Origin of the sequence: Microbacterium sp. B35-04 (assembly GCF_010634885.1) — a bacterium.
Lineage (GTDB): Bacteria > Actinomycetota > Actinomycetes > Actinomycetales > Microbacteriaceae > Microbacterium.
The window spans coordinates 38570-62209 of the sequence record NZ_MWLP01000058.1 but is presented as its reverse complement, the minus strand read 5'-3'; the positions used below and the strand labels follow the sequence as shown (position 1 = coordinate 62209).

The following is a 23640-nucleotide window of genomic DNA, read 5'->3' as shown; positions in this document are numbered from 1 at the left end:
GATGCCGCAGGCAGCCCGCATCCGGAACCGACAAGGGAGTCCCCGTGACCACGACGATCACCGAAACCCGTGAGAGCGAACTGCTCGCGTCCGTGCCCGACGGTCTGTTCATCGGCGGCCAGTGGCGCCCGGCATCCGGCGACAAGACGCTGAAGGTCTACGACCCCAGCAACGGCGAGGTCGTCAAAGAGATCGCGAACGCGTCGCCCGAGGACGGCAAAGCCGCGCTCGACGCGGCCGTGGAGGCGTTCCCGGCGTGGGCCGCGACGCCGGCGCGCGAGCGGGCCGAGATCCTGCGTCGCGCCTTCGACCTGCTGCAGGAGCGCAAGGACGACTTCGCGCTGCTGATGACGATCGAGATGGGCAAGCCGCTGGCCGAGGCACGCGGCGAGGTCGCTTACGGCGGCGAGTTCCTGCGCTGGTTCAGCGAAGAGACCGCTCGCGTGCAGGGCCGCTACGGCGCGAACCCCGAGGGCACCGGCCGCATGATCGTGTCGCAGCATCCCGTCGGTCCGTGCTTCCTCATCACGCCCTGGAACTTCCCGCTCGCGATGGCCACGCGCAAGATCGCACCGGCGCTCGCCGCCGGCTGCACCGTGGTGATCAAGCCCGCTGAGCTGACGCCGCTGACGACCCTGTTCTTCGCGAAGCTCCTCGAGGATGCCGGCCTGCCGAAGGGCGTCGTCAACGTCTTCACCACGTCGACCTCGGGTGCGGTATCCGAGCCGATCATCCGCGACCCGCGCCTGCGCAAGCTGTCGTTCACCGGCTCGACGCAGGTCGGTCAGCGTCTGCTCGAGCAGGCCTCGCAGGGCGTGCTGCGCACCTCGATGGAGCTCGGCGGCAACGCCCCGTTCGTCGTCTTCGACGATGCCGACCTCGACAAGGCGGTCGACGGCGCGATGCTCGCGAAGTTCCGCAACATCGGTCAGGCCTGCACCGCGGCCAACCGCTTCATCGTGCACCGCTCCGTCGCCGACGAGTTCGCGCGGCGGGTGACCGAGCGCGTCAACGGCTTCACGATCGGTCGCGGCACCGAGGACGGCGTGACCATCGGCCCGCTCATCGACGACCGCGCCGTCGCCAAGGCGTCGCAGCTCGTGCAGGATGCCGTCGACCGCGGCGCCAAGGTCGCCACCGGCGGCAACGAGGTCGAGGGGCCGGGCACGTTCTACGAGCCCACCGTCGTCACCGACGTGCAGCCGGGCTCCGACATCCTGCGCGAGGAGATCTTCGGGCCGGTGCTCGCCATCATCCCGTTCGACACCGAGGACGACGCGGTGCGTCTCGCGAACGACACCGAGTACGGCCTCGTCTCGTACGTCTTCACCGAGAGCCTCTCTCGCGGGCAGCGGATGATCGAGCGCCTCGAGACCGGCATGATGGGCCTCAACATGGGGGTCGTCTCCAACGCCGCCGCTCCTTTCGGCGGCTGGAAGATGTCGGGCCTGGGGCGCGAGGGCGGCGCCGAGGGCATCCACGAATACTTGCAGACGAAGTACACCCTGACCCCGAACCCGTTCTGAGTCCCCGCCTGAATCGATGACATGAGATGAGCGGATGCCCGGGAGGGGGCATCCGCTCATCTTTTCTGCCGCGGGGAGATCGGCGTGAGGCTGGGCGTCGGCCCGGTCGGTGTGTGGAGTGGCTGCCGCGTTCGGCGGGCTGCGGTCGGCGCACACGGGATAATGGACGCATGTCCTCCTCCGTAGAACGCCGCTCCAATCCGACTGCATGGGCCGCGTTCTGGTTCGCCCTCGCCGGCCTCGTGCTCATGCCGATCCCACTGTTCATCGGGCTGATCGTGGGCGGCGGCCTTTCCATCGTCGCCGCGGTCCTCGCGGTGATCGGCCTCCTCAAGGGCCTCGCGCGGGGCGGCAAGGGCATCGCTCCTGTCGTGTTCGCTGCAATCTTCATCGCGCTCACGTGGGGCGGCATCTCACTCGGCGGCGGCACCATCTGGTAGGTCGGCCCCGCCACCCCGGTGAAGTTCGCTCTGCGGGCCCGGGGGCCCAGGGCGGTGCATCCATGGAGTCGATCCGTTCCGCGGGCCGATCCCAGCGATCAGCCGCGCGCGTGGCGTCAACGCACCAGAATCGTCGAGCTAACCCACAAACCGGATGATGTCCGCGGTGGCATCTGCCAGTGCAGGAAAATGCCGGTGTGAACCGCTCGGTGGGATCGAGCTGTTCACGCTCCAGACGGTCATCCCCGCGGCGATGCCGGCCGATACTCCGGAGTCTGAGTCTTCGATGACGAGGCAGCGAGCGGGGTCGACCTGAAGTGCGGTCGCTGCTGCGAGGTACGGCTCAGGGTGGGGCTTACCGCGAGTCGTGGATTCCGCGTCGACGATCACCGGAGGGATGGGCAGCTTCAAACGCCGGAATCGGCCTTCCACCCGCCGACGGAGGTTGGCCGTGACCAGAGCCCAGCTGCCGGCCTCCATGTCTCGCAGCAACCGGCCGGCGCCGGCGAACGCCCGGTAGTCACCCCCCCCGAACGTCATCGTCCTCGAGCCGCTGGAACTGCTCGAGCGCTTCCGCGCGTTCCTGATGTGGCAGGAAGCGCGCAACTGTTTCGGCGGGACGCGATCGCAGCGCGAGTGCGTAGACCTGCTCGCCGTCCAGCCCGAACAGATCGGCCCAGCGCGCCCAGATCCGCCGCTGATTCGCGACGGCATCTACGAGCGTGCCATCGACGTCGAAGAGCACCGCAGTTCGGTCCGGACCTGGCATACCGCGCAACTCTAACGCCTAGATCTCGAACGGTGTGCAGTACTGTCGAGATCGCCTCTGGTGAAGGGAACCGACGTGGAGGTTGTCGACGGCCCGCATGTAGAACATCGGAATTCGCGCCCCACTTTGGGGATGCGAAAGCGCACCCCATTTCGCGGGATGCTCGCGGAACGCGATCGCCTACTCGCCGAGCTCATCGACTGGATGCAGGCTCGCGGTGTCCAGCCGGTCGGTTCGTTCTACCTGCGGCTGCACACCGTCGACATGGCCGGCGAGATGGACATCGAGGTCGGCGCCTTCGCGACAGCCCCGGGTGACGAGAAGGTCATGCGAGGCGCGATGCCCGCCGGCGACTACGTCGTGCTGCGGTACATCAACCACTCGATGCGCGCGCACCGGCTCCTCTTCGAATGGGCCGAAGCGCAGCAGATCCGATTCGACGTCGACGAATCGGGTGCAGGCACCAGGTGGGCCGGGCGATTCGAGATGTATGTCACCGATCCGCGCACCGAGCCGCGCAAGACCCGCTGGGAGACAGAACTCGCCTTCCTCACACGCTGAGGTTCGCTGCTCGAAGAGGTCGGTAGACCTGCTCGCGAGCCTGTCGAACTGTCGGCTGTCGCGGTGACTCCCTAAGCGGCGGGGTCGTCGAGGAAGCCGACGACCACATCGCGGACCAAGTCAGTTCGCGCCAGCCCGAAGAAATGGGTCGTGCCCGGAAACACCGCGAGCTGAGACGCCGGAACACCGACGAAATCGCCATTCACGTCGCCGCCGCGGAGGCGCAGAAACTCCACCGCATGCTCGAGAGAGACCATGTCGGCGTCGCCCACGGTGATGAGCGTCGGCGCCGCGATCGCGCGAAGCTCCGCTTCCGTGCGATCAGGGAACCCGCCCTCGTACGTCGCGCCGAGCTTGTCGAGCAGCACTTGGAGATGCTGCAGGTCGGGGTGTGGCGACTTCGCGAGATAGGCGGCTTCCATCGGCGTGCCGGCGATCATGTCAACGGTCATCGCGCCCACCGCATCCGCGTTCTCAGATCCGCGCATGCCGGATGCGGCGAACGACGTCGACGAGACGATGAGCCGCCTGACCCGTTCCGGGTGGTCGATGGCCAGGTCGAGCGCGACGGCCCCGCCGACGCTGAAACCGAAGATGTCCGCATGCCCGATTCCAAGGTGGTCGAGCACGCCCAGCACATCTTCGGCGAAAGCGGCGGCAGAGAACGGCCGGTCGATGTCGTTCGTGCGCCCGTGCCCCTGGAAGTCCACCGCCACAACTCCCCGCCCGACCGCGAGGTCGGGGATGAGCGCGCCGAACTGCTGCTCGATGTCGAACAGGCCGCCGTGCAGCAGCACCAGCGGTGTGCCGTCGGCGACATCGCCATGGACCTCGTAGTACATGCGAAGCTGACCGAGCTCTACGTAGCCGGTCTCGGGCCTGGGGGCGGAGGATGTCTGGTCCGTCATGCAAGTACCGTCGCAGAGACCGGCCGGCACATCAACTCCCGCTCGCCCCTCGCGGTCACTTGTCGATGGAGACCATGTTGGCCTCGTCGTGTCGCTCACCAGCAGCGGGTTCGAGCGCGGTCAGGCGGTCGGCCTGGTCCGCCGTGAGTTCCACCGTGCCGGCGGCGGTGTTCTCCTCGACGCGCGCCACGCGCCGAGTGCCCGGGATGGGGGCGATGTCGTCGCCACGGGTGAGAATCCACGCCAGCGCCGTCTGCGCGGGCGTCGCGCCGATCTCAGCACCGATCGCACGGACCTCATCCACGAGGCGAAGATTGCGCTCGAAGTTCGCGCCCACGAACCGCGGGTTGGTCTTGCGCCAGTCATCGTCGGGAATGTCGGCTGCCGATCGGATCTGCCCCGTCAGCAGACCGTGTCCGAGAGGCGAGTAGGGGACGAAGCCGATGCCGAGCTCGCGGAGCACCGGCAGGATCTCCGCTTCCACGTCGCGAGTCCACAGCGAGTACTCGGTCTGCAGCGCCGAAACCCGCTGCACGGCGTGTGCCCGGCGAATGGTCTGGACGGATGCTTCGGAGAGACCGAAGTGCCGCACCTTGCCTTCGGCGATCAGGTCGGCGACCGCGCTCGCAGTCTCCTCGATGGGCGTGTTCGGGTCGACGCGGTGCTGGTAGTACAGATCGATATGGTCGGTGCCGAGACGCCGCAGGGAGCCCTCGACCGCGGCTTTCACGTTCGCAGGTGTGCTGTCGGTGACGCCCGGTCCGCCGCCGGAGTGGGAGACGAGCCCGAACTTGGTGGCGATCTTCACCTCATCGCGGCGGCCACGGATGGCCTGGCCGACGATCTCCTCACTGAGGTAGGGGCCGTAGATCTCGGCGGTGTCGATGTGGGTGACGCCCAGGTCGAGGGCGCGGTGGATGGCACGGATGGACTCGTCGTTGTCGAGACCGCCACCGGTCGTGTAGGTGCCGGCCATCGTCATAGCGCCGAGCCCGATGCGGGATACTTCGAGGCTGCCGAGGTGTGCGTTCTTCATGGGTGTTCTCCGTTCCGGACGGTCTAGGCCTGTGAGGTGGGCATGGCCCACAGTTCGTAGTGGTTCGAGTCAACGCTTCTTCGCCAGAGTGAGCGTGGCCCTACCTATGGGTGCCCCCACAGGGACCCCTTATGCGCCCGGGAGTCGGCGTAGTTTCGGTGGCATGGAAGCCTCGGACGCGATCAGCGAGTTTCTCACCACGCGGCGCGCGAGGCTCACGCCGGCGCAGGTGGGGCTCCCGGACTTCGGCGGTCGCCGACGGGTTCCGGGGCTGCGCCGTGAGGAAGTCGCGCTGGTGGCGGGAATGAGCGCGGAGTACTACAAACGCCTCGAAAGGGGCAACGCCGCAGGCGTCTCCGAAGCAGTCATCGACGGTGTCAGCCGCGCCCTGCAACTCGACGAAGCCGAACACGCCCACTTGTACGACCTGATCCGCGTCGCCAACGCGGGCGCTCACCCGCAGCAACGAGTGAGGACCACCCGCAAGACGCAGCTCACATCCGGCATGAGGCAGACCATCGACGCCATGTCGACGGTACCGGTCTTCATGCAGAACGGCCGTCTTGACGCTGTCGCCACCAACCGGCTCGGGGCAGCTCTCTTCTCGGAGATGCTCGACGGCGCCCGCCCGCCGGTCAACGCCGCGCGATTCATCTTCCTCGAACCGCGCGCTCAGACCTTCTACCGGGAATGGGAAGCGCAGGCCCGCCAGATCGTGGCGGTGCTTCGTGCCGAAGCGGGCCGCTCGCCCTACGACCGTCAGCTGACGGACCTTGTGGGCGAATTGTCCACGCGCAGCGATCTGTTCAGAAGGCTCTGGGGAGCCCACGACGTCCGCGACCACCGCACCGGCCTGAAACTCGTCCACCATCCCGCGGTCGGCGACCTGGACCTCACTTTCCAAGCAATGGACCTCGCGTCAGACCGCGGACTCCAGATGATCGTGTTCTCCGCCGAACCCGGATCGGCTACCCACGAACGCCTCCAACTACTCGCCAACATGGCCGAAACAGCCATACCGAACGCGCCCGTTTGAGTGGCGTCTGCCGAAACGTGCCCCGCGCGCTTCAGCGCCTGGTTATGGTTGCTCGAGTGATCAGTGATCGCCTGTTGCGAGAGATGGCAGCTGAGCTCGTGGGCGTGCCCGGCGTGCGGGCAGTGGCTCTCGGCGGGAGCCGTGCCCGCGGAACCCACCGTCCCGACTCCGACGTCGATCTCGGCCTCTACTACGACCGGGCACTGCTCGATGTCGATGCTCTCGCGGCTCTCGCGCGACGATGGGTCGGAGGTCGAGTCGACATCGCGCCGCCCGGGGGTTGGGGGCCGTGGGTCGACGGCGGCGGGTGGCTTTCGGTCGACGGCGTCGACGTGGACTGGATTCTTCGCGATGTCGACCGCGTCCGCGAACAGTGTGAGCGCGCACGGGCAGGGGAGTTCGCGTTCTTCGCACAACCCGGTCACCCTTTCGGGTTCCTCGACGTCGCTTACGCCGGCGAAGTCGCGAACGCCCTGCCACTCGAGGATCCCGACGGCATCCTGGCGGGCATGAGAGCGCTGCTCACGCCGTTCCCTGCGGCGCTGCAATCAGCGTTTCTCCGCAGCCTCTGGCAGGTGGACTTCCTGTTGGACGGCGCGGCGAAGGGAGCGAAGCGAGGTGACGTCGCGTACGTGGCGCTCTGCGCGTCTCACGCCGTCATGCTCATCGCGCACGCGTGGCATGCTGCGGCCGGTGAGTGGGCTGTCAACGAGAAGGGACTCGTCCTCGACGTCGCCCGTCTCGCCATAGACTCACGGGGATTCACGGGATCCGCAACGGACATCCTTCAGAAGCTGGGGAGTGAACCCGGGCAACTCAGCCTCGCCGTTCGTCTGCTCCGCGAGCTTCCCCGACCCGACTCCGCGGCCCGGTGACGGACCCGACTCCGTCAGAGAATTCACCCTTCGGATCCTCGCCAGCGCGTGGGCTGCGCAATAGGATCACAGCACCCTGACCCAGAGTCCGGAAGCGACCGGCCGGTCGCTTTCGGAGATCAACCGAAGGAGAGATCGATGGGTACGCAGAACCTCGCACTGGTAGTCGGCTCGTACGACGACACGGCCTCCGCGGCGGACGATTACCAAGCCCTCCGAAGCGGCCAGGACGCCGGCGGGTACGAGATCATCGGCGCCGTGGTGCTCGTCCGTGACAAGGACGGCAAGGTCCAAGTGAGGGAGCACGGCGACAAGTCCGTAGGACACGGTGTGGCGTGGGGCGCGGGTGCCGGAGTGGTGGTCGGCCTGTTCGCGCCGCCGCTGCTGGCGGCCACCGCGGTCGGGGCCGGCATCGGTGCGATCCTCGGAAAGATCAAGAAGAACCGCGAGGAGAAGCAGTTCGGCGTCGATGTCGACGAGTACCTCGCGCCCGGGACCTCCGCCGTCGTGGCGGTCGTCGACGACAAGTGGGCCGACAACGTCGAGAAGGCCCTGACCAGGGCCGACAAGCGCATCAGCAAGGCGATCGACTCCGACGATTACGAGAAGCTGCGCAAGGCGATCGAGGAGTCGGCGGACGACGTCGTCGAGCAGATCAACTCCTGAGCTGCTGATGGGCCCGGTGCGCGAGCGCCGGGCCCCTCTGCCGCCACCTCACGCGAGATCACGGCCGTGGCCACCAGCGGGCTCAGAGCCTCACGACGCCTGCTGTCGGGGGTGTGCGATTCACAACCAGCCGTTGTCGGTTGCGATCCGGACGGCCTCGGCGCGCGAGGCCGCACCGAGCTTGCCGATGGCCGCTGACAGGTGGTTGCGCACGGTGCCCTCGCTCAGGAAGGTGGCCGCGGCGATGACGGCCGATGACCCGCCCCCGGCGGCCGCTGCCAGTACCTCCGTCTCCCGCTCGGTGAGCGGTGAAGCGCCGATACTGAGGCTGGCAGCGGCCAGCATCGGGTCGACCACTCGCAGTCCCGCGGAGACACGCCGGATGGCGTCCACCAATCGGTCGGCCGAGGCGTCCTTCACCATGAACCCGACGGCTCCCGCCTCCATCGCGCGCCGCAGATAGCCAGGGCGACCGAAGGTCGTCAAGACGATCACCTTCGCCGCGGCGTCGGCGGCCACGATCGCCGCCGTGGCGTCGATGCCGTCTCTGCAGTCGTCGGTGCCGGGCATCTGCACGTCCATGAGCACGACGTCGGGAGCGAACTCGACGGCTCGGCGGACCGCGTCCGGCGCGCTGTGGGCCAGGGCGACCACCTCCAGGTCGCGCTCGGTGCGCAGCAGTGCGGCGAGCGCCTCGGCGATGATCGCCTGGTCGTCGGCGATGAGCACCCGGATCATGGCGCACTCCGGTTCGGTTGTGGCGACGAGGTGAGGTCGGCGCGGACCGACGTGCCGCCCCCGGGTGCGGCCGCGATCTCGATCACGCCGCCGGCGGTGGCGACCCGTTCCGCCAGCCCCTTCAGCCCGTGCCCCGCCCGCTCCTTACCCGGTCCGACGCCGTCGTCGCGCACTTCGACGCGGTGCTCGTCCACGTCGATGACGCACCACGTCGCCTCCGCGTGCCGGACCACGTTGGTGACCGACTCGCGAACCACGTACCCGAACAGCTCGCTGACGGCATCGGATAACGCCGGAAGTGCCGCGGGCGTGCGGGCATCGATGCCGGCCGCGAGCAGCACCGACCGCGCGCTGGCGATCTCGGTGGCGAGCCGGATCTCATTCAGTCCCGACACGGTGGCGCGGACATCGCTCAGAGCCTGGCGGGCGATCGCCTCGACGGCAGCCATCTCCTCCTTCGCCGCGGAGGGTTCCGTGTCGGCGAGGCGGGCCGCCAGCGACGACTTGATCGTGATGGCGGTGAGCGAGTGGCCGAGGATGTCGTGCAGGTCGCGGCTGATACGGGCCCGTTCGGCGGCCACCGTGAGCATCGCCACCCTGGTCTGGCTGCGCTCCAGCATGCGTCTGATCCGGCTGCTCTCCAACCAACCCGCTATCCCGAGCCCCACGCCGAGGGACAGCGCGGCGATGAGGACCGGCATCCATAGCCCGCCCAGCAGCCCGGCCAGGCTGAGCGCCAGCGCCCAGCCGAGGAGGGCGAAGCGGGCCTGGTGCCACGGGATGAGGGTGGCCGTCAATATCGCGGGGTAGGCCCCGAAGTTGGCGAACTCCCATCCCCACAGCAGCGCCCCGCTGACCACGAAGCCCGTGAACCCGGCGACGTAGCACGAGCGGAGCCAGAGCGGGGCGTCGGCCGTCCAGGCTGCGCCGACATAGGCCGTGGCGAAGACGACGAGGTAGCCCGCCCGCAGGCCGAGCCCGACCGGACCCACCCCGACGGCGATGGTCGGGATTGCGAAGACGAGGAAGACGATGCCGACCAGGTAGGTCAGGAAGAGGTTCGGCCGCACCCGACGCCAGCGATACGGCAGGTCGGTCGGACCGCCGGGGAGCGCCCACGGCGCGGCCTCGGGATCGTCCCCCGGCCCGAAGGGCGCGGGCTGAAGCAGGCCGTTGAGGATGGATCGAGCCATGGCACCTCCTCGTGCTCAGCGCTTGCTGGTGGCCGCGGCTCGACGATAGCCGAGCGCACCCACGGCTGTCAGGACGATCGACCATGCCAGGAGCACCCAGATCGCACCCGAGGGGAAGTCGGCGTCGGGGAGGAAGGGGAAGCGGCCGAGTTCTCCCAGCCAGTATGTGGGGAGGACGGGCGCCACCGCCGCCATGACCGGCGGCATGGCATCGACCGGGAACCACAGGCCACCGAGCAGCGAAAGGGCGAGGAGCAGCATGGTCGTCACGCCCTGGACGGCCTCCGCCTTGACCCATACCCCGACCACCATGCCCAGCACCGTCATCGGCAGAAGGCCGATCCAGAGCAGGCCCAGCGAGGCGAGCCACTGGCCGGCGGTGGCGGAGACCCCGCCGATGGCTGCGCCGGCGATGAAGACGAGGAGCAGCGCGGGGAGAACGAGGAACATGGTCACGGCCGCTCGGGCCCACAGGAAGTCGCGCGGCGGCACGCTCGTGATCATCAATTGGCGAAACCAGCCGGACCGACGCTCGAGCGCGAGCTGTGCGCCCCCGCTCATCGCCGCGCCGAGGCTGCCGTACGCGGCCATCGAGACCATGATCATCGTCGAGGCGAGCCCGGCTTCGGACTCGCCGCCGTAGATGGTTGAGAAGATCAGATACAGCGTCACGGGCATGATGACGGTGAACACCACGAAGGTGACGTTCCTCGCTGTGAGCGAGGCACTGTGCAGCGCGTAATGGAGTGCCGGTGGCAGCCCGGTCGCGCGGCTGGTTCGGCGCCGGTCAGTGAACACGGTCATGAGATTGCTCCTCGGTCGGCGTCGGGCGTGGTGGTGAGTGCGAGGAAGGCGTCCTCGAGCGTGGCGGCGGTGACCTCGACGTCGCGGGCGCGATCATCGCGGAGGAGGGCGCGCAGCGTGCGATCGGATTCAGTGGTGTGCAGGTGCCATCGGGCCCCGACCCTCACGATCGCGACGACGCAGGGCAGCGCTCGCAGGGAGGCCGAGTCGACGCCGCCGGCTGCGAGCGTGATGGTGCGCCCCGCGACGCGCGAGCGGATCTGGTCACCGGTTCCCTGGGCCACGACCCGGCCGTGGGCGAGCACGATGATCCGATCGGCGAAGGCATCGGCTTCGTCGAGGTAGTGGGTTGTGAACAGGACCGTCCGCCCGGCGTCGGCGAATTCGCGCATCGAACGCCAGAAATCACGGCGCGCCTCGACATCCATCCCGACGGTGGGCTCGTCGAGGATCAGCAGGTCGGGGTCGGGCAGCAGTGCCAGCGCGTATCGCAGGCGCTGAGCCTGACCGCCGGACAGCCGGTCCGTCCTCGTCTTGAGAAATCCGCCGAGGCCGGCACGTTCGACGACCTCACGCACGGCGAGCGGCCGGGCGTGCAGACCGGACATCAATTCGAGGATGTCGATCACCCGGGTGTCGGCGAGCAGCGCGCCCACCTGAAGCATCGCCCCGACCCGACCCGCACGAACCGCAGTGAGCGGGTCGAGGCCGAAGACCGTGGCGGAGCCGGCGTCCGGTTTCGCCAGACCGAGGATCAACTCGGCAGCAGTCGACTTGCCTGCGCCGTTGGGGCCCAGAACGGCGACGATCTCACCGCGCTCGACGCGCATGGTGAGATCGTCGACCGCCCGTACGGCACCGTAGGACTTCGCCAGGCTCGAAAGCTGAACGGCGGCGACCTGGTCGTTCGAACCGGGCGCCGAGCGGGTGAGCCGGGCCGGATGGATGAGGTGCGTCTCGTACATGCCACCAGCCTCGCCGTGGCCGCGTCGTACTGCCTCAGCCCCGCGTCACGACCTGACGATGACATCTGTCACCGATGCAGTGGCCGGCGACTCTCCCGGAAGGGACAGGGTGCCAAGTAGCGGGCGAGGTCCGCACCGAGCCGACCGCGTCACGGACCGACCGCGCGGCTCGATAGAGTGCGTTCCATGACAACGGACGTGAGCCTGTACATCGGCCCGGAGACGGTTTACAAGAAGTTCCGGTTCACCGATGAGAAGGCGTGGGAAGCCGTTCGTTCGCAGATCCTCACCGCCATGAACGCGGGCAAGGGCACGATCGAGATCCCGTGGAAGGGCGACAGGATCGTCTACGTGTACAGCCCCTACCTCATGGTGACGTGGGTCGAGAAGGATACGGAGTAGCAGCAGTAGCGGCGGCCGCAGCCGCTTCTACGCCGGCTCGGTGGCGCGGACGAGTCCGCAGTTCACACACGACCACGCAACGAGAAAGCGCTCATCGTCGAGGATCTCGAAGCGCAGGGGATCGCCGCAGGTCGGGCAGACTCTCGGGTCCACAGCATCCGACTTCATTCCGTCAGCTTACGGACGAGAGCCGCGGCCCGGGACGTCCAGGCCGAAGCTTCCCGGCCTAGCCGCAGTTCGGACGGCAGCCGCGCTGCGTGACGGCGTCCACCAGCACCGTGCCGATGTCGGTCGGCTGCAGCGCCTGATACGCCGCACCGTCGGTCGCAGCGGCGATCTGCTCCAGGGCGGCCTGGTCGGTGTCGGGTCCGTAGCCGATCGCGATGACGGCGACGGGTTTCGCCGGATCACGCAGCGCTTCGAGCTGCGTGAGCAGCGCCGGCAGGTCGAGGCCGTCATCGTCCTCGTTGTACCCGTCGGTGTTGAGCAGGACCAGGTTGATCTGACCGGGGACATACGTGTCGCGCATGTACTGCACCGCTGCCAGCACGCTGTCGTACAGCCCCGTCCCGCCGCCGACGAGGCTGTCGAGCCCGTTCGCCGTGTCGATCGTGCGCTGTTTGTGAGCCGGATCGCCCAGCGGACCGAACGGGACGATCTCCTGCCAGTCCTGGCCGCCGATCCGCCGGCTGGAGAACACCCACGTGGCGAGCGACGAGTCGGCCGAGAGTGAGTTGACAGCGCGGACCGCGGCCTGTTCGAACAGGTCGATGCGCCGCATGTCGGCCGTCGCCGGCTGGAGCATGGATCCCGAGACGTCGTTGAGGGAGAGCATTCGCGACGGCGCAGTGAGAATCTGCCAGGTACGGAGCACCTCTGCCTGGTTCGCGCTGTCGCTCGGCTCGGCTGCCGCACCGGGGTCCTCGGCAGCCTCCGCGGTGGAGCCCGGAGCAGCGTTGCCCTCCGCATCGCGCAGGCCGTATTCGGCGAGTTGGTCGCCGGCGTCCGCGATCGCTGCGGCGAGCGCGTCCACGGCCATGAGCGTGTCACCCGAGGCGTCGGCGAGCGTCACGAGCGGCACGCTCACCGCCGGCTTCACGTCGGCGGGGTAGACCGGCACCAGGGGAGTCGCCGCGTCGTCGCCCTGCTCCAGCACCGCCTGTTCGGTCGTCATGGCGATGGTCGGCGTCGTTGAGGCCGCTGCCGCGGCCAGCGCGTCGGCCGCGGTGGGAACGACGCCGGTGTCGAGGGCGAGTGCGAGCGCGGTGAACGTCCGTGCGTCTCCGCCGAGCGCGGTCTGCAGGGCGAGCAGCGCGGCAGAGCTCGCAGCGACTGTCGCCGGATCCGGCAGTACGGCGGCGACCGTGCGTCCGGCGAGGGTCGCGAAGCCCGCGCCCTCCGTCTGCAGCGCCGTCGCGGTGGGTTCGGTGGTCGCGAAGACGACCGGGGTGGTGGCTACGGTGGCGCCGACCACGAGGTCCGCTGCGTCGACGCCCGTCAGTTCCGCCTGGCCGGTCGCCCGCGCCGGCCACATCGCGGAGTCGGGGACCCAGACGTCGAAGTCCGGCGCCGACCCCGCAGCCAACGCGGCCGCCGTGACGGCGCTGTCCTCGGCGCGGACCGTGACGTCCGGGCAGTCGGACCCGGATCCCGGCAGGTCGGCGACGATCGCCTCGAGCGCTCCGGCGACCGCGGGATCCGAGGTGATGCGAAGGGCCGACGGCAGACACTCGCCCGCCGCCGGCGGCGCCGTCTCGGGTTCGTCCGCGGCGCCGCGCAGGAACAGGATGCCGAGCACGACCGCAATCGCGACGGCCAGCGTCAGGATGACGGCCAGGAGGATCAGCGAGCGCTTCCGGTGCTGCGCGGCACGCGCGGCCGCGCGCGTGGGGGCGTTGTCGCCGGCGGGCGTGTTCGGCTGCATTCGAACCACATGCACTCCGATGGACGGCGGGTGGGGGCCCGCGTGCGGGGATACGACGTCGTATCGAGAAATACGGCATCGTACGTTGGGGGGACTTCAGTGGAGTATAGGCGACGGCGGAGAAGAGCCGAAACGGACCGTGCGCCTGGTCGCCGGTGCTCCCGGCAAGACATTATCGGAGCTGTCTGCCCAGCGATTCGAGGAGGCCGCGGGTGCCTTCTTCGCGATTGGGGCCGTCGGCCCAGAACTGGTCGAAGAAGACACCGTGCTCGGCATGGGTGAGCCGGGTGCCCTCGGGGATCTGCTCGAATTCGAACGCCGCCACCGAGGTCGACATGTGGGCGCCGTCCAGCCACATGTCGTAGGTCGTGACGATGCGGACGTGCTCGACGATGTCGGTGTAGACGGCCTCATACCGGGACACCGGGCCACCGTGGAACTTCGCCTCGTCGACATCGCGCCCGCCGACGCGGAAGTCGAACGCCCACTCGCGGGGCTCGAAGGTGTCGCCGTCTCCGATCCAGTTGCGCTTCTGCTCTTCGTCGGCGAACGCACGCCAGACTCTTTCGACGGGGACGGGATAGTCACGGGTGAGGGTGAACCCGGCGTGGGCGAGTCGGCGCTCGATCGTCATCGCTGCCCCTCTCGGGTGAAGGTGACGTGGATCGTCCCGCTTTCGGCGACCTCCGTGGTCACGCGGTGCGTGTGCTCGAGGCCGCGGAGGTCGTCCCACACGCGGTTGCCCCGGGCGAGCACGATCGGCGCGATCGTGACGTGCAGATCGTCGACGAGGCCGGCGCGCAGGAACTCCTGGGCGGTGCGCACACCGCCCCCGACCCGGACATCGAGTCCGCCGGCGGCGGCCGTGGCCTCCGCGAGAACGTCCTCGATGGCGCCGCCGCGGAAGTGGAACGTCGTGCCGCCGTCCATCGCGATCGACGGGCGGGGCGCCGAGTGGGTGAGCACGTAGACCGGGTAGCCGAACGGCGGTTCGTCGCCCCACCAGCCCTTCCAGTCCGGGTCGCCGGGGTTCGCGTGCAGGCCGAACATGGCCGCGCCCATGATCTCTGCGCCGACGCCTGAGAAATACGCCGAGGCATAAGAATCGTCGATGCCGGTCGTCCCCGCGCCGGTCGTGTCGCCGAGGACCTTCTGCCGGAACGTGCGAGTCGCTGCGTATGCCGTCGTGAGGGGTCCCCAATCCTCACCCATCGGATTGTCAGAGGACGGATCGGGCGCGGCGGTGTAGCCATCGAGCGATGCGAACAGGCCGATGCGGACGCGGGTCATGCGAGGTCTCCTTTGGTGATTGCGCGGGCGAGATGGATGCCGAGGCGGTCCGCCTGACGTTCGGCGGACGTTCGCTGGTCGCCGAGCCAGAGATGGAGGACGTCGAGCGCGCCGGGTCGCAGGCTCACGGTGCGCACTCGTCCCTGCTTGTTCGACGTCACCACTCGCGCGTCTTCGAGGACGCGCAGGTGCTGAAGCAGCGAGGGCAACGTCATCGAAACCAGTCCCAGGAGGTCCGACACGACCGCTGGGGACTTCGCGAGCCGCTCCACCACCATCCGTCGAGTGGGATCCGCGAGCGCGCGCAGCACCGCATCCAGCTCGTCGGAATAGTTAGGCATATGCCTAACTATTCCGCGTCTGGGGCGGCACGTCAAGAGAAGGAGATGAGCGGATGCGGCCGGCACCGGCATCCGCTCATCTCCTCGTCGGTCGGGTCAGAGAACGACCAGGAATCCGAGCACGGCGCTCGCCGCCGAGAGCACGGCGAGGACGATCGACGGCGTCGCCGACTCCTTGCGGCGGACGTGGACGGCGATCGCGCCGATCATCACGATGGCCAGTGCGGTGGCGGCGATCGGGGTGAGGATCGGGGCGATGCCCGTGAGGAGCGGGAGGATCAGGCCGATGCCGCCGATCACCTCCGCGGCGCCGATGAGCTTGACCGTCGGGTCGGTGAAGTCGTCGGCCCAGGCCATGCCGCTCGCAACGAGGGTGGGCCTCGGACGGGCGATCTTCATGGTGCCGGCGGCGATGAATGCGAGGGCGAGCAGGCCGTTGAGGATCCAGAGGGTGATGATCATCAGTACTCCAGGGGAAGAATCGTGGGGTCTGTTACTGTTTGTAAGCAACCTCATGATGCGTCACGCGAAGGACGCGTGCAAAAGGCACATGGGTGTGAGTAGGTGACATCGGATGGCGAAGACACTCACCGTCGAGGTCGCGGGCGATCCCGCCCCGACCGGATACGAGCGTTCGTGCGAGGGTGACCCGGCGGGCACAGACCACGGTCGCGCGATCCGCGACGTGCTCGACCGCATCGGAGACAAGTGGTCGCTGCTTGTGGTCAGCACCCTGCGCCGCGAGCGGCTGCGGTTCACCGAACTGCAGCGCCGCATCCCGGGTATCTCGCAGCGCATGCTGACCCTGACGCTGCGCCAGCTCGAGCGCGACGGGCTCATCACGCGAACGGTGCACGCCGAGGTGCCCCCGCGGGTCGAGTACGAGCTGACCGAACTCGGCGGAACACTCATCCAGCTCGCGATGGCGCTCGCCGACTGGGCGATCGAGAACCAGCCCCGCGTCGAGGAGTCCCGCGCGGCATACGACGCGGCGCACCAGCGCTGACGCCGGCGATCGAGGCAGCCGACGTCCCCGGTCTGCGCCATGATGGGCGCATGATCCGCACGCCCCCTCCAGTGGCCGGAGCTTCCCGCAGCGCAGGCGCGGCCTCGACCATCCGCCACGAGCGCCTTCGCTCGCACCGCCTGAGCGCACCGGCGCCCACCATCGCGGAGGCCGCACGGCACATGCTCGCGACGCAGGCGCAGGAGTTCTGGGGCGGGCGGTGGGCGATCGCAGCGCGCACGACCGGCCGCACCACCATCCGCGACGTCGACGCCGCGTTCGACCGTGGTGAGATCGTGCGCTCGTGGACGATGCGGGGCACCATCCACCTCATCCCCGCCGAAGACCTCGCCTGGGTCCTGTCGATCACGGCCGATCGACAGCGCCGCCAGGCGGCGGCGGTGCACCGGGCCGAGGGCATCGACGACACGGAGCTGGACCGGGCCGAGGCGGCGGTGCGCGCCGCGCTCGGCGGCGGCAATCGCCTCACGCGCAAGGAGACGTTCGAGGTGCTCGAGCGGGCCGGCGTGTCGACGGTCAAGCAGCGCGGCTATCACCTGCTCGTCGCGCTCTCGCTGCGCGGCGTCATCTGCCAGGGGCCCGTCGTGGCGCGCGAGAGCGGCCCGACCCGCGAGCAGTACCTCGTGCTGACCGACGACTGGATCGTCGAGGTCGCCACACCTCACGACTCTCTCGCGGAGCTCTTCGCCCGCTTCATCCAGTCCCACGGGCCCGCGGGAGCACGGGACTTCGCCTGGTGGACGGGGCTGCCTCTGGGGGTGGCACGTTCCGCGGCGGAGGCGGCATCCGCTCGGCTCACCCTCGTCGCGGACGAACCGGAGCCCCAGTATGTCGCCGCGACGGCGCCGCCCCGGCGCGTCGCCTCGGCGCCCGAGGTCGTCGCCCTCCCGCCGTTCGAGGAGTACTACATCTCGTACGCCGATCGCACGGTGGCCTGCGCGCCGGAGTTCCTGAAGGCGATAGGTCCGTCGATGAACGGGATCGTGCGGCCCATCATCGTCGCGCGCGGCGAGATCGTAGGCGTGTGGACGCATTCGGTCGCCGTCGGCCGCCACGCCGACGACCCCATTCCCGAGCTGTTCACGACGGATGCCTCCACCGACGCGGAAGTCGCCGCCGCGCTGGACCGCTACCGCGACTTCATCACCGCTGACCCGCGCAGCTGAACCCGCTAACGCACAAAAAGGCACACATCGGCGCTGCGGCTGTTCTGGATAGGAGCCTGAAGGTGGGCCGGATTCTCCGGGCGGTTTCCCGAGAAAGACGATCATCCGGCTCCCTGAACACCTGAACCGCACGGGCGATGTGTGGAATTGTGCGTTTGTGCCCAGATTCATTGCGTCTCCGGGCCGCGTCTTCTTCACTGGTCGCATCCACGCGTTCAACGGAGAGGCGTTCTCATGGACAGGCCACAGATCACCCGACGTGCTGCCCTTCTGGTCGGCGGAGTCATCGCTGTCGCAACCGTGCTGGGCAGCGTGCCCGCCACGGCGTCGGCGTCGCCGTTACCCACGGCGGTATCCGCCCCACCACAGATCGACGACCTCGGGCCCGCGGTCGTCCAGTTCTCGCTGATGAGCTCGGTGACCATCGGCGACACGCTGTATGTGGGATCGCGCAACGTGGAGCCCGCGCGGATCGTCGCCGTCCACGTGCCGACCGGCAAGGTGACCGCGGTCACCTACCTCGACACGGGCCACTCCCTGCAGGCCATGGCCGCCGACCCCACGGGGCGGTACGTCTACGCCGGGGTGCTGCAGAACGCCACCGGGCCTCAGCCGAATCTCTACCGATGGGATGTCACCACGCCCCAGGAGCCAGCCGTCCCGATCGGTCGGATCGGCAACCGCAATGTGCGGGCCATCGCCGTCGCCCCCGATGGCCACGTGTTCGCGGTCGGAGACGGCGGTCCCACCCCGCCGCCACTGTGGGAGTACGATCCCGGAACCGGTCTGGTGACGGACCTCGGTTCCCCCGACCCGTCGGCGACCGGCGCGCGGGCGGTGGCCGCCACCGACACGACGGTCTTCTACGGAGGAGGAACGCTCTTCGGCGGCGGCGCCGCGAGGGCCGGCCTTTACGCCTACGATCGCGCGACCGGCGCCTCTACCAACATCACCCCGGCGGAGATGCAGAACGATCCGAGCATCCGCGAACTGGCGGTCTTCGACGACACGCTCATGGTGGGATCGGCTGCATCGACCGAGCAGTCGAAGGTCGCCGCGATGGACCTCGGCGACTTCACGAGCTATTCGATAGCGACCTCGATCGGCAAGACCGCCAAGAAGTTCGCGATGATCGGCGACACGGTGTACTTCGCCAACGAGGCCGGCGTGATGTCGTACGCCCCCGCTTCGGGGGCGATCGAACAGCTCTCGTTCGACGGACCCTCCCTCGGCGAGATCTGGGGGGTCGACGACAGGGGCGACAAGCTGGTCGTCACCTCCGCATTCGGTTTCGTGGCCGAGATCGATCCGGCCGCGGGAACGTCCGTCATCACCGATCTCGTCACGGCCGGCGCACCCGCCTCGCCGCAGGCGGCCATGGGCTTGGCGGCCGGGCTCGGCTCGGTGTACGTCGGAGGGACCGGCGCCATCGCGCACCACGACCTCGCGGCCGGATCCGTCGACTACCTGCGCGCGCCGGGGGAGGCCAAAGACGCCATCTCCGTCGACGGCGTTCTCATCACGGGCCAGTACAGCTCGCAGGGCATCTGGCGATACGACCCCACCGACGGTCTTCCGCTCAGCCAGGCGGCCGACTTCCCGGGCGAGCAGAACCGCCCGCAGGACGTGCACTGGGACGACGTGAACAAGCTCGCGCTGGTCGGGGTGCAGTCCGACACCGTCGGAGGCGGCTCGCTGTGGACGTACGACCCGGCGACCGGCCAGTCCGACATGCTGCTCAACCCGATCGACGCCCAGCAGTACGTTCGCGCCGTCACCACGCGTGACGGCGTGGCGTACCTCGGTGGCGGCCTCCAGAACGCGGACGGTCCCGGCACCGTCGTCGCGGTCGACCCCGTCAGCGGCGAGGAGGCCTGGCGGATCGCCCCGCTCCCCGGCGCAGGCGTCTCTGCGCTCGCGGTGCAGGGGGATCACCTGTACGGATTGACCCGCAAGGGCGGCTTCTTCGTCGTCGACCTGGTGCAGCGCACCGTCGTGCACACCGCGGACGTCAGCTCGGTCAGCAGCGGGTTCGCGGCTCTCGTGACCAACCGCGGCGTCGTCTACGGCGTGTCTGACACGGACGTGTTCCGGTTCCACCCGGCCACCTTCGCCGTCACCGAGGTCGTCCCCGACATCAACGGCGCCTGGTACAGCGGTGCGCACATCACCAACGACGAGCTCGGCAACCTCTACACGCTGCAGGGTCGGAACCTGGTGCGGATCGACGATCGGCCGATCCCCGTGGACGTCGTGGCGGAGGCCCGCTGCCTCGGTTCGAAGGCGCACGTCATTGTGAGCGCGACGAACGACGGGCCGGAGCCGATCGTGCTGACGATCACGACACCGTACGGCGAGAAGGCATTCGCCTCGGTGGCTCCCGGAAAGAGCGCCACGGCGACGTTCCACACGCGCTCGACGAGCGCGCCGTCCGGTGCGGTGACGGTGCGGGCGGCCCGCGCGTCGGACGGTTTGGAGACGTCCAACCCGGCGGTCTTCGAGGCCGTCATATGCCGCTGATCGCTGTTCGAGGGGGACCCGACACGAGGAGAGTCCGCCGCACAGGCGCGGTGGACGAGAGAGAGGATCATCGATGACCACCCAGCTCACTCGACGGCAGATGCTGATCGGCACCGCATGCACCGTCGCGATCGCGATGACACTGCGGCCGGGCGATGCCGCCCTGGCGCAGCCACGCGCTGCGCTCGGACTCGGCGAGGTGCGCATCCGCGACCTCGGTCCGGGTGTGGTGCAGTTCCCGCTGATGAGCAGTCTCGTCGTGGGGAACACGCTCTACATCGGGTCGCGTAATCTGCAGCCGGCCCGCGTGATCGGCTTCGATCTGACCAGCCGCACGGTCACCAGCCGCACGGATCTCGACTCCGGGTACGCGGTCCAGGCGATGGTCGCCTCGCCGGACGGGACGGCGCTGTACATCGGCACTCTCCGCAAGGACGACGACACCGGTGCGAGCGTGCACAGGTGGGACCTCACCACGCCCGCCCTGCCCGCGACACCGCTGGCCACGACCGGCGACCGGGATGTGCGTGCCCTCGCCGTCGCCCCGGACGGCAGGATCTACGTCGCCGGCGGCGGTGAGCCGCCGAAGGCGCCGTCGCTCTGGGAGGTCGACCCCGTGACCGGTGCGGCCACCAACTGGGGAACTCCCGACCCCGGGGCCACGATCTCCCAGGCCGTGGCAGCAACCGCGTCGACCGTCTACTTCGGAACCGGGTCCACGCTCGCCGGCGGCGCCGGCAGCACCGCTAAGCTCTTCGCCTTCGATCGCAGCACCCGTCTGTTCGCCGACGTCCTGCCGCGCGAGGTCGCGGCCGCCGTCTCGGTCACCTCGCTGTCGGTGCTGGACGATCTGCTCGGCGTCGGACTCAAGGGACCCGGCAAGTCGCTCCTGCTGAACCTTGCCGCACCGTCGACCTACGAGGTCATCCCGCAGACGGGGGTGCAGCTCCGCCGACGGGGAGACGACATCTACTACGTGAAGGCGCCGAGCGTCATGGCGTACTCCCGGGTCACCAAGAAGATCACCAACCTCCAGACGGGCGACCTCGCCATGCTCTGGGGTCTCGATCTCGCGGGTGATCGCCTGGTTGGGGCATCCGAGTACGGGTTCGTCGCCGAAGTGGACCCCGCGACGCGCACCAGCACGATCACGGAGCTGCTGGACGTCGGCGCTCCCGCTGACCCGCAGGCGGTGATGGGCATCGCCGCCGGTGGCGGCTCGGTGTACGTCGGCGGCACCGGCGCCATCAGCCGGCTCGATCTCGCAACGGGGACGGTCTCGCGCATACGACTGGCGGGTGAGGCGAAGGACGGCGTGATCGTCGACGGCGTCCTCTACACCGGGCAGTACAACTCCCAGGGGATCTGGCGATACGACCCCGCGTCGGGCCATCCGCCCGCACAGGTGGTCGCCCCCACGGCTGGCCAGAACCGCCCGCTGGATGTGTGCTGGGATGCCGTGAACGGGCTGGTTCTGCTCGGTGCGCAGAACGACACCGGGGGTGGTGGCTCCGTCACGACCTACGACCCCGTGAGCTCAGCTCACACCACCACGGTGAATCCGATCGACGCGCGGCAGATGGTGCGCGCCGTCGCGACGGCGGACGGGGTCGCCTACCTCGGCGGTGACAATCTCTACACCGACGGCCCGCGAAGCACCGTCGTCGCGTGGGACCCGGTCGCCCATACGGAGCTGTGGCGCGTCGATCCGGGGCTCCCCACGGGAATCGCCGCGCTCGCGACCGATGGCCGTCACCTGTTCGCTCTCGGGAGACGGGCGAGCGGACTCGTGGTCATCGACCTTCAGAGCCGGATGGTCGTGCGCGTGGTGGACGTCAGTGGCGTCGCGACCGACTTCGGCGCACTGAACTACTTCGACGGCACGGTCTATGGTGTGTCCGACACGACGCTCTTCCGGGTTGACGCCGGCACTCAGCAGCTGTCGACCGTCGTCGCCGACATCGACGGCGGCTGGTACAGCGGACCGCACCTCGACATCGACGAGAACGGCGTCATCTACACGATGCGAGGGCTCAACCTCGTCGCCGTCCAGGACGGTGCAAGGCCGGGCCTCATCGACGTCGATGTGCTCGTGGAGCCGCGCCCCCTCGGCACGACGGTGCACCTCCGGGTGAAGGTGGCGAATCGTGAGGAGGGTGCGCTCGCGGTGACGATCACGACGGCCTACGGTCAGAAGACGTTCCCGGACGTCGCCGCCGGCCGAAACGCCGTCGCGAGCTTCCCCTGCCGCACCGGTTCGATTCCCGCGGGTACCGTCCGCGTCGAGGCGACACGCGCCGCCGACGGGGCGAGCACCGTGCGCACGGTGCCCTATGACGCCACCAGCTCCGGGTGAGCACGAGCTCCGAGTGAGTCACGGCCGGGCCTCATCGACGATGAGGCCCGGCCGTCGATCTTGATCCCGCTCGGTCAGCGCGGATCGTCTGCGACGGCACGAAGGACCCGCAGGTGGTCGCGGGCAGTGATCGCCGCACCCACGACCCCGGCATCCTCTCCGCACCGTGCCGAGAGGACGAACGGGCGTCGATGGAACGAGAGCAGCTGATCCAGCTGCGACCGCAGCGGACCGATCAGAGCCTCACCGGCCTGCGCGAGGCCACCGCCCACGACGATCGCGTGCGGGGCGAACGCCGCAACCAGGCGGGCGATACCTTGCGCGAGCGCCGTCACCGCATCAGCCCAGACCGCCGCAGCGAGTCGGTCGCCGCGCTGCGCGGCGTCGAGCACCTCGCGCGCTCCGCGAACCGGGTGTCCGGAGGCGGCCGCGTAGCGGCGGACGATAGAGGATGCCGAGGCGATGGTCTCGAGGCATCCCACCGCTCCGCATGGGCAGCGCTCTCCCGCGGGGTCCGCGACGGCGTGTCCGATCTCACCGGCGTACCCGCCTCCCGAATAGGGGACTCCGTCGATGACGAGTGCGCCGCAGACCCCGGTGCCGATGGCGACGACGACCGCCGACGCGTGTCCGTACGCGGCGCCGATGCGACTCTCGGCGAGCGCCGCGGCTCGCACATCGTGCCGCACGGCGACCGGGAGGCCGAGCTCGTCCTCGAGGAGCTGCCGAAGGGGCACGTCCTGCCAGCCCAGGTTCGACGCGTACCGGACCACACCGCTCGACTCGTCGACGAGGCCCGGCACACCCACGCCGACGGACCGCAGCCGCAGTGCGAAGCCGTCTCTCCCGCCGTGCGCGCGTGCGAGCTCGGCGATCGTGGCGACCACCGCCTCAGCTCCTCGCGGGGTCGGGGTTCGTCGGACCGCATCGATGCGACCGTCACGGTCGACCGCCGTGGATTTGATGTGGGTGCCGCCGATGTCGAATGCGAGCACGGCGTCGCCCCCGCCGAGAAGTCGGACGGGCGGTGCGGAGCTGCGGGACATGGGGAGTCCTTCGTTCGGTGCCGCCGATCGACGCGCGACCGGGTGGCGGGG

Annotated in this window: 25 protein-coding genes; 11 read left to right on the top strand and 14 right to left on the bottom strand. The window is 69.1% G+C overall.

Features of this window, described 5'->3' with window-relative positions; genetic code table 11:
* Positions 1–56 precede the first annotated feature (56 nt).
* Together B1729_RS13900 and B1729_RS13895 are read left to right on the top strand one after the other, a co-directional pair.
* Entirely contained in the window at positions 57–1526 is a 1470-nt protein-coding gene (locus B1729_RS13900; RefSeq protein WP_163633310.1) for an NAD-dependent succinate-semialdehyde dehydrogenase, read from the top strand.
* 170 nt (positions 1527–1696) lie between these two features.
* Positions 1697–1966, top strand: coding sequence for a hypothetical protein (locus tag B1729_RS13895; RefSeq protein ID WP_163617601.1), 270 nt, complete (start codon positions 1697–1699; stop codon positions 1964–1966).
* Positions 1967–2104: 138 nt separating this feature from the next.
* On the opposite strand, the gene B1729_RS20795 is transcribed toward B1729_RS13895, so the two are convergent.
* Both B1729_RS20795 and B1729_RS20790 read right to left on the bottom strand, forming a co-directional pair.
* The gene (locus B1729_RS20795; protein WP_275575850.1) at positions 2105–2506 is read right to left on the bottom strand and encodes an HAD-IA family hydrolase; all 402 of its coding nucleotides are present in this window, start codon (positions 2504–2506) and stop codon (positions 2105–2107) included.
* Complete coding sequence (locus B1729_RS20790; protein ID WP_239539646.1) at positions 2487–2711, bottom strand: hypothetical protein; 225 nt, start codon at positions 2709–2711, stop codon at positions 2487–2489. The genes B1729_RS20795 and B1729_RS20790 overlap by 20 nt, the downstream gene beginning before the upstream one ends.
* Before the next feature lie 84 nt (positions 2712–2795).
* On the opposite strand from B1729_RS20790, the gene B1729_RS13885 reads away from it, so the two are divergent.
* The gene (locus B1729_RS13885; RefSeq protein ID WP_345770816.1) at positions 2796–3296 is read left to right on the top strand and encodes a GyrI-like domain-containing protein; all 501 of its coding nucleotides are present in this window, start codon (positions 2796–2798) and stop codon (positions 3294–3296) included.
* Positions 3297–3367: 71 nt separating this feature from the next.
* Here the strand turns inward: B1729_RS13885 and B1729_RS13880 are convergent, their stop codons facing one another.
* Together B1729_RS13880 and B1729_RS13875 are read right to left on the bottom strand one after the other, a co-directional pair.
* The gene (locus tag B1729_RS13880; RefSeq protein ID WP_163633286.1) at positions 3368–4204 is read right to left on the bottom strand and encodes an alpha/beta fold hydrolase; all 837 of its coding nucleotides are present in this window, start codon (positions 4202–4204) and stop codon (positions 3368–3370) included.
* A 55-nt stretch (positions 4205–4259) separates the two neighbouring features.
* Positions 4260–5240 carry an aldo/keto reductase gene (locus B1729_RS13875; protein ID WP_163617605.1) on the bottom strand — a complete coding sequence of 327 codons (981 nt, stop codon included), beginning with the start codon at positions 5238–5240 and terminating at the stop codon, positions 4260–4262.
* A 163-nt stretch (positions 5241–5403) separates the two neighbouring features.
* Here B1729_RS13875 and B1729_RS13870 point away from each other — a divergent pair, with 163 nt between their 5' ends.
* From B1729_RS13870 to B1729_RS13860, 3 genes are all read left to right on the top strand, one after another.
* Positions 5404–6276: a helix-turn-helix transcriptional regulator gene (locus tag B1729_RS13870; RefSeq protein WP_163633284.1), complete on the top strand. Its 873-nt coding sequence runs from the start codon at positions 5404–5406 to the stop codon at positions 6274–6276.
* 83 nt (positions 6277–6359) lie between these two features.
* Positions 6360–7151 (top strand): nucleotidyltransferase domain-containing protein, encoded by a 792-nt coding sequence (locus B1729_RS13865; RefSeq protein WP_239539645.1) that lies wholly within the window; start codon positions 6360–6362, stop codon positions 7149–7151.
* A 138-nt stretch (positions 7152–7289) separates the two neighbouring features.
* Positions 7290–7817 (top strand): DUF1269 domain-containing protein, encoded by a 528-nt coding sequence (locus tag B1729_RS13860; RefSeq protein ID WP_163617608.1) that lies wholly within the window; start codon positions 7290–7292, stop codon positions 7815–7817.
* 120 nt (positions 7818–7937) lie between these two features.
* Here B1729_RS13860 and B1729_RS13855 read toward each other — a convergent pair whose 3' ends face one another.
* From B1729_RS13855 to B1729_RS13840, 4 genes are read right to left on the bottom strand one after another with little or no spacing between them, the layout of a single operon-like run.
* Complete coding sequence (locus tag B1729_RS13855) at positions 7938–8555, bottom strand: response regulator transcription factor (RefSeq protein ID WP_163633280.1); 618 nt, start codon at positions 8553–8555, stop codon at positions 7938–7940.
* Positions 8552–9748, bottom strand: coding sequence for a sensor histidine kinase (locus tag B1729_RS13850; protein WP_163633278.1), 1197 nt, complete (start codon positions 9746–9748; stop codon positions 8552–8554). The genes B1729_RS13855 and B1729_RS13850 overlap by 4 nt, the downstream gene beginning before the upstream one ends.
* A 15-nt stretch (positions 9749–9763) precedes the next feature.
* Positions 9764–10552 (bottom strand): ABC transporter permease, encoded by a 789-nt coding sequence (locus B1729_RS13845; RefSeq protein WP_163633276.1) that lies wholly within the window; start codon positions 10550–10552, stop codon positions 9764–9766.
* A complete protein-coding gene (locus B1729_RS13840; protein ID WP_163633274.1) occupies positions 10549–11517 on the bottom strand; it encodes an ABC transporter ATP-binding protein in 969 nt (322 codons plus the stop codon). The genes B1729_RS13845 and B1729_RS13840 overlap by 4 nt, the downstream gene beginning before the upstream one ends.
* 186 nt (positions 11518–11703) lie before the next feature.
* On the opposite strand from B1729_RS13840, the gene B1729_RS13835 reads away from it, so the two are divergent.
* Entirely contained in the window at positions 11704–11919 is a 216-nt protein-coding gene (locus tag B1729_RS13835; protein WP_163617613.1) for a hypothetical protein, read from the top strand.
* A gap of 226 nt (positions 11920–12145) precedes the next feature.
* Here the strand turns inward: B1729_RS13835 and B1729_RS13830 are convergent, their stop codons facing one another.
* From B1729_RS13830 to B1729_RS13810, 5 genes are all read right to left on the bottom strand, one after another.
* Positions 12146–13843 (bottom strand): VWA domain-containing protein, encoded by a 1698-nt coding sequence (locus B1729_RS13830; protein WP_163633272.1) that lies wholly within the window; start codon positions 13841–13843, stop codon positions 12146–12148.
* Positions 13844–14015: 172 nt separating this feature from the next.
* Positions 14016–14477 (bottom strand): SRPBCC domain-containing protein, encoded by a 462-nt coding sequence (locus tag B1729_RS13825; protein ID WP_163633270.1) that lies wholly within the window; start codon positions 14475–14477, stop codon positions 14016–14018.
* Positions 14474–15133, bottom strand: a complete 660-nt coding sequence (locus B1729_RS13820; RefSeq protein ID WP_163633268.1) for a dihydrofolate reductase family protein — start codon at positions 15131–15133, stop codon at positions 14474–14476. Before B1729_RS13820 ends, B1729_RS13825 begins: the two co-directional genes overlap by 4 nt.
* The gene (locus B1729_RS13815) at positions 15130–15474 is read right to left on the bottom strand and encodes a metalloregulator ArsR/SmtB family transcription factor (RefSeq protein ID WP_163617617.1); all 345 of its coding nucleotides are present in this window, start codon (positions 15472–15474) and stop codon (positions 15130–15132) included. Before B1729_RS13815 ends, B1729_RS13820 begins: the two co-directional genes overlap by 4 nt.
* A 96-nt stretch (positions 15475–15570) precedes the next feature.
* On the bottom strand, positions 15571–15936 hold the full coding sequence (locus B1729_RS13810) for a DoxX family protein (RefSeq protein ID WP_163617618.1): 366 nt from the start codon (positions 15934–15936) through the stop codon (positions 15571–15573).
* A 112-nt stretch (positions 15937–16048) separates the two neighbouring features.
* Here B1729_RS13810 and B1729_RS13805 point away from each other — a divergent pair, with 112 nt between their 5' ends.
* From B1729_RS13805 to B1729_RS13790, 4 genes are all read left to right on the top strand, one after another.
* On the top strand, positions 16049–16480 hold the full coding sequence (locus B1729_RS13805) for a helix-turn-helix domain-containing protein (RefSeq protein ID WP_163633266.1): 432 nt from the start codon (positions 16049–16051) through the stop codon (positions 16478–16480).
* A 50-nt stretch (positions 16481–16530) separates the two neighbouring features.
* On the top strand, positions 16531–17667 hold the full coding sequence (locus B1729_RS13800) for a winged helix DNA-binding domain-containing protein (protein WP_239539644.1): 1137 nt from the start codon (positions 16531–16533) through the stop codon (positions 17665–17667).
* A 234-nt stretch (positions 17668–17901) separates the two neighbouring features.
* Positions 17902–20187 carry a PQQ-binding-like beta-propeller repeat protein gene (locus tag B1729_RS13795; protein WP_163633264.1) on the top strand — a complete coding sequence of 762 codons (2286 nt, stop codon included), beginning with the start codon at positions 17902–17904 and terminating at the stop codon, positions 20185–20187.
* A 73-nt stretch (positions 20188–20260) separates the two neighbouring features.
* Positions 20261–22543, top strand: coding sequence for a hypothetical protein (locus B1729_RS13790; RefSeq protein ID WP_204318925.1), 2283 nt, complete (start codon positions 20261–20263; stop codon positions 22541–22543).
* 74 nt (positions 22544–22617) lie between these two features.
* Here the strand turns inward: B1729_RS13790 and B1729_RS13785 are convergent, their stop codons facing one another.
* Entirely contained in the window at positions 22618–23589 is a 972-nt protein-coding gene (locus B1729_RS13785; protein WP_163617622.1) for an ROK family protein, read from the bottom strand.
* Between the last annotated feature and the right edge of the window lie 51 nt (positions 23590–23640).

Excerpts from the sequence above, each read along its gene's own strand:
- B1729_RS13895 (WP_163617601.1), top strand. The coding sequence starts at position 1,697 with ATGTCCTCCTCCGTAGAACGCCGCTCCAATCCGACTGCATGGGCCGCG.
- B1729_RS20795 (WP_275575850.1), bottom strand. The coding sequence starts at position 2,506 with ATGACGTTCGGGGGGGGTGACTACCGGGCGTTCGCCGGCGCCGGCCGG.
- B1729_RS13880 (WP_163633286.1), bottom strand. The coding sequence starts at position 4,204 with ATGACGGACCAGACATCCTCCGCCCCCAGGCCCGAGACCGGCTACGTA.
- B1729_RS13875 (WP_163617605.1), bottom strand. The coding sequence starts at position 5,240 with ATGAAGAACGCACACCTCGGCAGCCTCGAAGTATCCCGCATCGGGCTC.
- B1729_RS13870 (WP_163633284.1), top strand. The coding sequence starts at position 5,404 with ATGGAAGCCTCGGACGCGATCAGCGAGTTTCTCACCACGCGGCGCGCG.
- B1729_RS13865 (WP_239539645.1), top strand. The coding sequence starts at position 6,360 with ATGGCAGCTGAGCTCGTGGGCGTGCCCGGCGTGCGGGCAGTGGCTCTC.
- B1729_RS13860 (WP_163617608.1), top strand. The coding sequence starts at position 7,290 with ATGGGTACGCAGAACCTCGCACTGGTAGTCGGCTCGTACGACGACACG.
- B1729_RS13855 (WP_163633280.1), bottom strand. The coding sequence starts at position 8,555 with ATGATCCGGGTGCTCATCGCCGACGACCAGGCGATCATCGCCGAGGCG.
- B1729_RS13850 (WP_163633278.1), bottom strand. The coding sequence starts at position 9,748 with ATGGCTCGATCCATCCTCAACGGCCTGCTTCAGCCCGCGCCCTTCGGG.
- B1729_RS13845 (WP_163633276.1), bottom strand. The coding sequence starts at position 10,552 with ATGACCGTGTTCACTGACCGGCGCCGAACCAGCCGCGCGACCGGGCTG.
- B1729_RS13840 (WP_163633274.1), bottom strand. The coding sequence starts at position 11,517 with ATGTACGAGACGCACCTCATCCATCCGGCCCGGCTCACCCGCTCGGCG.
- B1729_RS13835 (WP_163617613.1), top strand. The coding sequence starts at position 11,704 with ATGACAACGGACGTGAGCCTGTACATCGGCCCGGAGACGGTTTACAAG.
- B1729_RS13830 (WP_163633272.1), bottom strand. The coding sequence starts at position 13,843 with ATGCAGCCGAACACGCCCGCCGGCGACAACGCCCCCACGCGCGCGGCC.
- B1729_RS13825 (WP_163633270.1), bottom strand. The coding sequence starts at position 14,477 with ATGACGATCGAGCGCCGACTCGCCCACGCCGGGTTCACCCTCACCCGT.
- B1729_RS13820 (WP_163633268.1), bottom strand. The coding sequence starts at position 15,133 with ATGACCCGCGTCCGCATCGGCCTGTTCGCATCGCTCGATGGCTACACC.
- B1729_RS13815 (WP_163617617.1), bottom strand. The coding sequence starts at position 15,474 with ATGCCTAACTATTCCGACGAGCTGGATGCGGTGCTGCGCGCGCTCGCG.
- B1729_RS13810 (WP_163617618.1), bottom strand. The coding sequence starts at position 15,936 with ATGATCATCACCCTCTGGATCCTCAACGGCCTGCTCGCCCTCGCATTC.
- B1729_RS13805 (WP_163633266.1), top strand. The coding sequence starts at position 16,049 with ATGGCGAAGACACTCACCGTCGAGGTCGCGGGCGATCCCGCCCCGACC.
- B1729_RS13800 (WP_239539644.1), top strand. The coding sequence starts at position 16,531 with ATGATCCGCACGCCCCCTCCAGTGGCCGGAGCTTCCCGCAGCGCAGGC.
- B1729_RS13795 (WP_163633264.1), top strand. The coding sequence starts at position 17,902 with ATGGACAGGCCACAGATCACCCGACGTGCTGCCCTTCTGGTCGGCGGA.
- B1729_RS13790 (WP_204318925.1), top strand. The coding sequence starts at position 20,261 with ATGACCACCCAGCTCACTCGACGGCAGATGCTGATCGGCACCGCATGC.
- B1729_RS13785 (WP_163617622.1), bottom strand. The coding sequence starts at position 23,589 with ATGTCCCGCAGCTCCGCACCGCCCGTCCGACTTCTCGGCGGGGGCGAC.